The following is an 8,992-nucleotide window of genomic DNA, read 5'->3' as shown; positions in this document are numbered from 1 at the left end:
GTCCCGCGCGAGGTGATCGTGCTCACGATGCGGACGAACCAGAAATACTTCGCGTGCACCAACGACGAGGGGCTGCTCGCCCCGGCCTTCATCTGCACCGCCAACATCGACGCCAGCGACGGCGGCGCGGCGATCGTCGAAGGCAACCGTCGAGTGCTCGCGGCGCGACTGTCCGACGCGCGGTTCTTCTGGGAACAGGACCTCAAGGTTCCGCTGGAGCAGCAGGCGAAAAAGCTCGAGGATGTGCTTTTCCACGAAAAGCTGGGATTTGTCTCTGACAAGGTCCAGCGCGTCGCCAAGCTGGCCCGTTGGCTTGTAGAGAGCGGCGTCGTGCGGGGCGACCCAGATCAGGCTGAGCAGGCCGCTCGTCTAGCGAAGGCCGATTTAGTCACTGGCATGGTCGGCGAGTTTCCGGAGTTGCAAGGAGTGATCGGCGGCTACCTCGCCGAAGCGCAGGGCGAACCAAAGGCGGTCGTGGAAGCGGTCCGCCAACATTACAGGCCGGCGGGACAGAATGACGAAATCCCAACGGAACCGATCAGCGTGGCTGTGTCCCTGGCAGACAAACTTGATAGCCTTTTGTGGTTCTTCATGTCCGACGAAATTCCTACCGGATCGAAGGACCCTTACGCGCTCCGCCGATCAGCGTTGGGTGCAATCAGTCTGGTCATTCACAACGGGTTGCGGCTGTCTTTGTCGAGTTCATGGCGCGCGCAGGCCGCGCATAACTTGGAGGTGCTTGGACCTCGTATTCTAGCTGAGACTGAGCTGTTAGCATCTGAGAACCCCGCTTATAAGGCTCGTCTCGAGGCTGTAGAGCGGCTCGAAAACGATCCTCGATTAGCTCTGCGGATGCTGAGCTTCGTTGAAATCGAACGGTTTCCGGAATTGCAGAAGATGGTTCCTGCCATTGGCGCAATTCTGAAGGATGAGCCGGGCCGTTTGGACACGCTCCAAATATTCTTCGCCGACCGCCTGAAAGTCCAGCAGCGCGAGGCCGGGGTTCGGCACGATTTGATCGATGCGGTGTTTTCGCTTGGTGGTGAAGACGACCTCGTTCGGCTGCTTGCGCGCGTGACGGCGCTTCAGGACTTCGTCGAGACTGGCGAGGGCAGGGACCTGCTGACCGCCTACAAGCGCGCGGCCAACATCCTCAAGAAGGAAAACTTCACTGGCCCGGAGGTTCTGTCCTCCCGTGAGGAGCAGGGCATCCCGCAGACCGGCGAAGAGGATCCGCTGGTGCTGGTGGAGGAGCCGGGCATGGCCGAAGCGATCGCCGAGATGGCGTCGGGCGCGGCCGGCGCTGAGCTTCCGGAGGAACACGCCCTGATCGCCGCGCTAGACGGCGCCGAGCCCAAGGCGTTGGCCGCCGTCCAGGCCGAGGACTTCACCGGCGCAATGGCCGCGCTGGCGACGCTGCGCGGACCGATCGATGCCTTCTTCGACAAGGTGACGGTCAACGACCCCGTGCCGGAGAAGCGCGAGCGGCGCCTCAACCTGCTGTTGCGTTTCCGCGATGCCGTGAACGCAGTCGCGGATTTCTCGAAGATCGAGGCCTAGCCCTTTACAGTGGCCGGTCGTCGGCCGGGTCGCGGCGGTTCCTGACGGCGGCATCGCGCAGGGAATCGCGCTCACGCCATTCCTTTTCCTGGTCCGCCCACCGCGCTTCACGCTCGGCGTGGGTCTTCTCGAGATCGCGTCTGCGGTCGACCTCCGCATCGTAGCGGCTCTTCCACTTGCGCCGTCCGCCGGTGGTCAGGAAGGCGCCGATCAGCAGGCCGACGAGGAAGATCAGGCCAACGATGATCCACTGGTTGGGATCGGACGGGATGGTCATTGCGCGTCTCCAACGGTGTCGGAATTCGCGCGAATTACGCACCGGGGCGGTCTATCGTTCCGCCCCGGGCGCAAGCCCCTAGGTGCTAAGGAAGCTGTCGTGGATTGAACAGGCCGCCGGTCCCAGGATGACGATGAACAGCACCGGCAGAATGAACAGGATCAACGGCACGGTCATGATCGCGGGCAGCCGGGCGGCCTTTTCCTCGGCGCGCATCATGCGCTCGTTGCGGAACTCGGCCGACAGCACGCGCAACGCCGAGGCGAGCGGAGTGCCGTACTTTTCGGTCTGGATCATGGTCGTCACGACGCCCCGCACCGCATCCAGGTCAACGCGATTGGCGAGGTTCTCGAACGCTTGCCGGCGTTCGGCGAGGAAACCCAGCTCGATCGCCGTCAGCCCGAACTCGTCGCCGAGCTCCGGATAGGCCTTGCCGAGCTCCTTCGCGACACGGCCGAAGGCGGCGTCGACGGTGAGGCCCGCCTCGGCGCAGATGACCAGCAGGTCGAGCGCATCGGGCAGGCCCTTGCGGACCAGGTTGCTGCGCTTGGTGACCTTGTTCTTCAGCCACAGGTCGGGCGCCTTGTAGCTCAGCAGGATCGTACCCGCGACCAGCGCATAGCGCTTGAACCAGCCCCAGGCCGGGAAATAGTTGAAGACATAGATCAGCAGCACAGCGCCGATGCCGAGCACGACCGGCAGGACGAAGCGGGCGAAGATGATGAAGAAGGCGAGGTCCTTGGTCCGGATGCCGGCCTGCATGAGGCGCAGCTGGGTCTTCTTCAGCTGGTCGTCCTGGAGCATCTTGAAGCTCGACAGGATCGAGCGGACGCGGTCGGCGGCCTCGTTGCGATTGGTCAGCTTCTTGCGCTTGTTGGTCGAGGCGACGATGCCCGCCTTGAGCTGCTCGCGCCGCTCGTTGAGCGCCTTGACGCGCCGCGCCATCGGATCCTTGACGGTCGTCGCCGCATAGATCGCGAGGAGCACCGCGAAGGTCGCGACGGCGCTGAGGCACGTCGCGATGAAAATCACGTCGAAGCCGAGGAGGGTAGGGCCAGCTGCGGGCACCGGAGTCATGTTCTTCAGTCCCCTGTCAGATTTCGAAGCTGACCATCTTGGCCATGATGAAGACGCCGATGCTCATCCAGCACAGGCCGCCCAGGCCGGCGACGATCAGCCGCTGGTCGCTGAAGAAGCCGGACATGTAATGGGCGTTGACCATGTAGACGAGGCCGAACACCACGAACGGCAGCGAACCGACGATATAGGCCGAGGCCTTGGATTCGGAGCTCATTGCCTTGATCTTCAGCTTCATCTGAGCGCGCTTGCGAAGCACGTCCGCGAGATTGGAGAGGGTCTCGGCGAGGTTGCCGCCGGTCTCGCGCTGAATGGCCAGCGTGATCACGAAGAACTGGAACTCGGGCGTTCCGAGGCGGTCGGCGGTGTCCTGGAGAGCAGCCTCCATCGTCCGGCCGATCTTCATCTTGTCCGAAACCAGGCGGAACTCGAGCCCGACCGGACCGGGGATCTCGCTGGCGACGATGCCCAGCGTCTCGGTGATCGGAAGGCCGGAGCGCAGGCCGCGCACCATCAGCTCGATCGCGTCCGGGAAGTTGGTCGTGAACTTGGCGACGCGCCGCTTGATCATCTTGCCGACGACGAAGTGCGGCACGCCCACGCCAACGAACACGCCGAGCAGGAACGACAGCAGGAAGGGCGCGCCCTTGACCATCAGCGCAAACGCCACGAACAGCGTCGCGCCGAGGCAGATCATGGCGTAGCGACCGAGCGCGATGTCCTTGCCAGTCTGCTCCAGGCGCTTGCGAAGCAGCGCGGGCTTGGGGATCAGAGTGGAGGCATAACCCTCGAGGCGGCTCGCGCGCTGGGCCATCAGCTTGCGGATCTGCGCCTGGGCGTTGCCGGCGATGACGTCGCCGTGACGCTCCTTGACGAGCTCCATGCGCCGCTTGACCGCCTTCGAGGCGGACGGGCCGCTGAACGCGCTGAGCATGAGTGCCAGCGTGCCGACGACGCCGACCATGATGATTAGCCAGAACAGCATTCTTGGCGTCGCCTCTCACTTTCGGGAGGCCGGGGCGGGAGGTCCCACCGCGGCCGCCGGCCTGACTTAAGCCGCCTTTGCCTTGGGCTTGGACAGCATCGATTTCAGGTTGCCGACCAGCGACTTCGCCGGAGCAGCTGGGTCCCTGGCCGGGGCCGCGGCGGCGCCGTCGTCGCTGGCATGGCTCAGCACCATGTTGGACAACTGGTTGAACGGAGCGGCCATCTTGCCCGCTGCGACTTCCGCCATGGGCTTGCCGAGCTTGGCGGCCTGGGCGGCGAGCTTGCCGTCGACCGGGAACACGATGTCCACCGGGCGTTCGATCGATTGCTCGAAGTCCTTGCGGCTGATCTCCAGGGCGCCGCCCGTAGGCACGCGATTGGCGATCACGATGACCTTGGTCTGCGGCGCGTTGGACTTCAGCCAGGCGAGCACGCGGATCGTATCGCGGGTGGCGGCCAGCGTGAGCTCGGCGACGACCACTGCGACATGGGCGTCATGGACCATGTGCGGATACTGGATCAGCATGTGCCGCGGCAGATCGACAACCGTGGATTCGAACGCGTTGCGCATCTCTTCCTGAAGCTGGAAGAAGGCGGTTCCGTCGGTCACCAGCGGCTGGTGGATCGGCGCTTCGGCGGACAGCACCGACAGACGCTCGTTGGCGCGAACCATCGCCCGTTCGATGAACAGGCCGTCGATCCGGCTCGGATTCTCGATCGCATCCGTGAGACCGCGGCCGGGCTCGAGATCGAGCGCCAGCGCGCCAGTGCCGAAATGGACGTCGAGGTCCAGCAGTGCGGTCGAGCGATGCGCCTTCTCTCCGAGCAGCCAGGCCAGGGAGGTCGCGACCGTCGAGGCGCCGACACCACCGCGAACGCCCATGACAGCCGCCATCACATGCGGCTTCTCGGCCTGGGATTCGCCGCGGGGACCGGACAGGATCATCTGGGCATGCGCGAAGGTGTCGCGCAGCTGGTCGACCGTGAAGGGCTTCAGCAGATAATCATGGATGCCGCTCGCGACCAGGTCGCGGTACAGGCGAACGTCGTTGACGGCACCGGCCGCGATCACGATCGTTCCCGGCTCGCAAACTTCGGCGAGCGCGTTGATGTCGTTGAGCGGATCGCCCGATTCCGACAGGTCGACGAACAGGATGTTCGGGCTTGCCGAGACCGACAGGGACTGGACCGCATTGCGCAGGCCGCCCTTGTTCACCTTTTCCGGCGACCAGCCATGCTCGACCGCGACCGGCCGCAGCATGTCGGCGGTCGCATCGTCGCAAACGAAGGCTGTGAAAGGGTCGCGCAGACCCGCGCGTGCCTGGAACGGAGCGTTCATCACTGAGATCCCTTCGTACTGACGTCCTGTAGGCCCTTGGTGCCGGACGGCGGGCTTGACCGGTAGAATTGCACGGCCTTGGCGCCCGTCGCGGTATCGCCGATGCCGTTGCCTTCTTGCCCGTGGACCAGGTCCTCGGGGTTTGCGACCATGGCGGCGAGGTCGGTGTTCGTGGCGCAGCCGAAGTTCGACATCGACCGATTGTTGTAATCGGGCTCGGATGGGCGGCTCCAGTTGGGGCAGTTGGGAACGACGGCGCGGCGGCGAGAGACGACGACGCGAACAAAGCCCGGCTGAACCGGCCCGGAGGTCACCGGGGCGCCGGCCGCAACCATCATCCCATAGGTGCCTGCAACCGCCTGCACCTGCTCGCGTGCGACATAGGAGTCGCCGCCGTCGACGTGGATGGTGTCGCCGTAGCCGATGTCGAGCGCCTGGAACCAGGCGCTGAGCCGCTCGGCCTCGCCGGGAGCAAGAGTGCCGCCCGGCGCGGCTGCGTTGAACACATAGTCGGTCGCCGTGACGACCGGCTGATTGACGGATTCGACGCCGCGGTCGGCGAGGTCGTGCGGCGTGTAGCCGCAGCCTGCGGAAGCCGCCGAGGCGAGAACGAGAATGGCGATCCTGGTACGCATCTTTCTGTCCTTCCTGAGCGGGCCGGTCACAGCTTGAACCCGGGAGCCGGCGCCGCCGTCACCGCGGCCGCTCCTGCGATCCCCGGACCGGGGGCGACCGCCACCGGCGTCCCGCTCACGCCCGTGAAGGTCTGGCCTTCGAGGAACTGCTGCGGGTCGGTCGGTGCACGATAGCCGTCGGTCGGCAACGCCATGTGGTTCGACACGGGCCGGACCAGGTAGGGCGTGACGACGATGACCAGCTCGGTTTCGTCGCGCTGGTAGCTCGTCGAGCGGAACAAGGTGCCGAGGATTGGCAAGTCGCCGAGGAACGGGGCCTTGTTGATGCTGTTCGAATTGTGGTTCTGCAGCAGCCCGCCGATCATGAACGACTGGCCGGAGCCGAGCTCCACGGTGGTCTCCGCGCGCCGTGTCGTCAGCGCCGGCACCTTGTAGCCGTTGAGGTCCACCGACCCGGCATCGGACAGCTCGCTGACTTCCGGACGGACGCGCATCGAAATGCGGCCGTCGGCGAGGACGACCGGCGTGAAGGCCAGGCCGACGCCATATTGCTTGTACTCGATGCTGATCGCCTGGTTGCCCTGGGAGATCGGGATCGGGAACTCACCGCCGGCGAGGAAGCTGGCGGTCTCTCCCGAAAGTGCCGTGAGCGTCGGCTCGGCGAGCGTCGACACGAGGCCGTCGGTCTGCGCGAGGTCGAGTGTGCCCAGCAAGTTCAGTCCGAACAGCTTGCCTGATGCCTGAAGCGTCGATCCGAGCGCGTTGCGGATGACCGTTCCGGCACCCTTGCCGTCGCCGCCGGGCGGCGGCAGGTAGATGCCTCCGCCCTGGGCAACGCCGAAGTTGAAGCCGCCGGTGTTGTCCGTCGACAGGAGGTTGACGCCGATCTTCTTCAGAAGCGAGCGGTTGACCTCGGCGATGCGGACCTTGAGCGTGACCTGGAGCGGCGTCGCGACCTTCAGCCGGTTGACCGGCTGGATGTCGAGCGCGTCGCCCGGCTTTTTGCCTGGATTCAGCAATTCCGTGACCAGTGTCTCGGCCTGGGCCGCGTCGGCGGGCGAGGCGACGGTGCCGTTGAGGACTGCGACCTGGCCGACCGACGTGACCATGATGTTGGCGTCCGGCATCGCCGCGTGAAGCACTTCGTTCACGTTGCTGACGTTCTGGCTGACCCGGACATTGGCGCCGTAGACGACCGAGCCGTCCGCAGCCGTCGCGATGACGGTCGCCTGGCCCGAAGCCTTGCCGTACAGGTTGAGCTGGTGCGGGCTGTTGACGAAGACGTCGGCGACGCCGGGGTTCGAGGTCCAGACGCTCGCAACGCTGCGGGGCAGGTTGAGCATCTGGCCTTCGCCGATCGACAGCAGCACCTGGGTGCTCGGCCGATAGGCGCCGGACGTATAGGCGAGGGGCTGGGCCGCGGCCGGCGCTGCCGGCACCGTCGCTGCGATCGCGATGGCGACCCCGGCGAGGGCCGTGCCGAGCTTCGCCCGGTGGATGATGGCTTGAGTTTTCATGTTAGCGAGCTCCCACCGGAACAACGGTGACATCATTGCCGCGAGCGATCCGGACCACGGGTCCGACGACCACAGGGGTGATTGAGCCCGACGGAGCCGAAAGACGGGGCGCGCTTTGCGCTCCACCGGCCGCCTGGGCATTGTTATCGCGCGGCTTGGCCGGGACGGTCCGCCGCTGGAAGCGAGAGACGTCGCCGCCGGTCGTGAAGCTCGGGTCGACGTCGTTCGGGCGATTGGCCGCCGCGAGCAGGAACTGCTTCTCCTGCGTCGGATTGACGCCGGCCGGGACCTTGATGTCGCCGGCCGCAACCTGACGCTCCAGGTCGGACGTGTCGTCGGCAATCGAGCGCAGTGACAGCGACAGCGTTCCGACGCTCTGGGCAACTTCGATCTTTTCCGCGATCTTCGGAGTGACTTCCATTGTCACGTTCGAGAAGGTCTTGACGGCGGTCTTGCCGTCCTCGTCCTTGTCGGTGAAGCGCTGGTCGGTCGCTAGGACGCGGATATTGCGCACGATGGTCTCGGAAACCTTGAGGGGCGGGCCGTCGCCGCCGCCGGTGACCTGCTGCGTCAGGACCAGGTCGACATGGTCGCCCGGAAAGATGAAGCCGGCGACACCGGTCGAGGCATTGACCGGAACGGTGACCGCACGCATGCCGGCGCCGAGCGCTGCAGCAAGGAAGCCGCGGTCCTGCGGACCGACGACAGCGCCACGGGTCAGCGGCTGGCCGGCCGTGATCTGGTAGCGGACCACGGTACCGAGCAGCTTCGGCAGGTTCGCGTCCGGCTGGCCTTCGGTATAGTAGGCGCCCTGCATCAGCTCCTTCGGCCACGGCTGCCAGCTCAGGCTGTCCGCGTCGATGATGGTGCCGACCGGAAGCGCCTTCTTGGCGACCAGGATCTTCGGACCCACGGGGACCGCAGGTGCCGCAGCGGCCTGCTGGGCCCCCGCGCCTGCGAACATGTTCTTGGCCATGACCGCGGTGATGACCGCGATGACCAGCGCTCCAACGAGCAGAGCAACCTTCTTCACATCCATGGCGCGATCGCCTCCCCCAGTCGGGTCTTCATTGCAGCCTCACTCATCAGGCAAATTGGTTAAGAAAGCGTTGGGTGAGAATGACGAGCCCACCGAAAGCGATTGCGACCCCGTACGGGATCTCCGGACGGCCCTCCCGCCGGCGCGCACGGTGCAGTGCAAGGACCGCAACGGTCAGCACTCCGCCGGCAAGCGACATCAGCACCAGGAACCTCACCGTCGAAGCGGGCGAGAACCACAGGGCGAGCGCGGCCGCGAGCTTGACGTCGCCGCCGCCCATCATCCCGGCGTAGAAGGCCCCGGCCAGTACGGCGAACACGATCGCGCCCGACGCAAGCTGGATTCCGACGTTGGGCCACAAGGGAAGGGCGACCGAGAGCCAGTAGACGGGCGCGACCAGGGCGACCCCGAGGTTGAGCTTGTTCGAGATCGTGAACGTGCGCACGTCGATCGCCGCCGCGACGACGAGCGTCACTGCAAGGCCGAGCAGCAGGATTTGCGTTAATGCGACGTTGAACATGACTGCCACCCCTAGACGGTGCGGCTTTCCAATTCGTAACC

At 65.5% G+C, this 8,992-nt stretch carries 9 protein-coding genes; 1 reads left to right on the top strand and 8 read right to left on the bottom strand.

The annotated features are described in order from the left end of the window. Positions 1-1,560 (top strand): glycine--tRNA ligase subunit beta (glyS, locus tag JOZ79_RS03785; RefSeq protein WP_294070800.1); only part of this gene is annotated, 1,560 nt, incomplete at its 5' end. A gap of 4 nt (positions 1,561-1,564) precedes the next feature. On the opposite strand, the gene JOZ79_RS03780 is transcribed toward glyS, so the two are convergent. The 8 genes from JOZ79_RS03780 to JOZ79_RS03745 form a co-directional block, all read right to left on the bottom strand. Next, positions 1,565-1,837: a hypothetical protein gene (locus JOZ79_RS03780; RefSeq protein WP_294070797.1), complete on the bottom strand. Its 273-nt coding sequence runs from the start codon at positions 1,835-1,837 to the stop codon at positions 1,565-1,567. Between the two features lie 78 nt (positions 1,838-1,915). After that, positions 1,916-2,914 (bottom strand): type II secretion system F family protein, encoded by a 999-nt coding sequence (locus JOZ79_RS03775; RefSeq protein WP_294070794.1) that lies wholly within the window; start codon positions 2,912-2,914, stop codon positions 1,916-1,918. Positions 2,915-2,930: 16 nt separating this feature from the next. Further along, positions 2,931-3,899: a type II secretion system F family protein gene (locus tag JOZ79_RS03770; protein WP_294070790.1), complete on the bottom strand. Its 969-nt coding sequence runs from the start codon at positions 3,897-3,899 to the stop codon at positions 2,931-2,933. Positions 3,900-3,965: 66 nt separating this feature from the next. Then, positions 3,966-5,240, bottom strand: a complete 1,275-nt coding sequence (locus JOZ79_RS03765; protein WP_294070787.1) for a pilus assembly protein CpaE — start codon at positions 5,238-5,240, stop codon at positions 3,966-3,968. Beyond that, on the bottom strand, positions 5,240-5,875 hold the full coding sequence (locus JOZ79_RS03760) for a CpaD family pilus assembly lipoprotein (RefSeq protein ID WP_294070784.1): 636 nt from the start codon (positions 5,873-5,875) through the stop codon (positions 5,240-5,242). Before JOZ79_RS03760 ends, JOZ79_RS03765 begins: the two co-directional genes overlap by 1 nt. A gap of 26 nt (positions 5,876-5,901) precedes the next feature. Further along, positions 5,902-7,392: a type II and III secretion system protein family protein gene (locus JOZ79_RS03755; protein WP_294070781.1), complete on the bottom strand. Its 1,491-nt coding sequence runs from the start codon at positions 7,390-7,392 to the stop codon at positions 5,902-5,904. Between the two features lies 1 nt (position 7,393). After that, positions 7,394-8,431 carry a Flp pilus assembly protein CpaB gene (gene cpaB / locus JOZ79_RS03750; RefSeq protein WP_294070778.1) on the bottom strand — a complete coding sequence of 346 codons (1,038 nt, stop codon included), beginning with the start codon at positions 8,429-8,431 and terminating at the stop codon, positions 7,394-7,396. 46 nt (positions 8,432-8,477) lie between these two features. Further along, entirely contained in the window at positions 8,478-8,951 is a 474-nt protein-coding gene (locus tag JOZ79_RS03745) for a prepilin peptidase (protein WP_294070775.1), read from the bottom strand. Between the last annotated feature and the right edge of the window lie 41 nt (positions 8,952-8,992).

The organism is Sphingomonas sp. (assembly GCF_019242355.1).
Classification (GTDB): Bacteria; Pseudomonadota; Alphaproteobacteria; order Sphingomonadales; family Sphingomonadaceae; genus Sphingomicrobium.
The sequence above is the reverse complement of the archived record's forward strand: the minus strand, read 5'-3'. Positions and strand labels throughout refer to the sequence as shown.

Excerpts from the sequence above, each read along its gene's own strand:
- JOZ79_RS03780 (WP_294070797.1), bottom strand. The coding sequence starts at position 1,837 with ATGACCATCCCGTCCGATCCCAACCAGTGGATCATCGTTGGCCTGATC.
- JOZ79_RS03775 (WP_294070794.1), bottom strand. The coding sequence starts at position 2,914 with ATGACTCCGGTGCCCGCAGCTGGCCCTACCCTCCTCGGCTTCGACGTG.
- JOZ79_RS03770 (WP_294070790.1), bottom strand. The coding sequence starts at position 3,899 with ATGCTGTTCTGGCTAATCATCATGGTCGGCGTCGTCGGCACGCTGGCA.
- JOZ79_RS03765 (WP_294070787.1), bottom strand. The coding sequence starts at position 5,240 with ATGAACGCTCCGTTCCAGGCACGCGCGGGTCTGCGCGACCCTTTCACA.
- JOZ79_RS03760 (WP_294070784.1), bottom strand. The coding sequence starts at position 5,875 with ATGCGTACCAGGATCGCCATTCTCGTTCTCGCCTCGGCGGCTTCCGCA.
- JOZ79_RS03755 (WP_294070781.1), bottom strand. The coding sequence starts at position 7,392 with ATGAAAACTCAAGCCATCATCCACCGGGCGAAGCTCGGCACGGCCCTC.
- cpaB (WP_294070778.1), bottom strand. The coding sequence starts at position 8,431 with ATGGATGTGAAGAAGGTTGCTCTGCTCGTTGGAGCGCTGGTCATCGCG.
- JOZ79_RS03745 (WP_294070775.1), bottom strand. The coding sequence starts at position 8,951 with ATGTTCAACGTCGCATTAACGCAAATCCTGCTGCTCGGCCTTGCAGTG.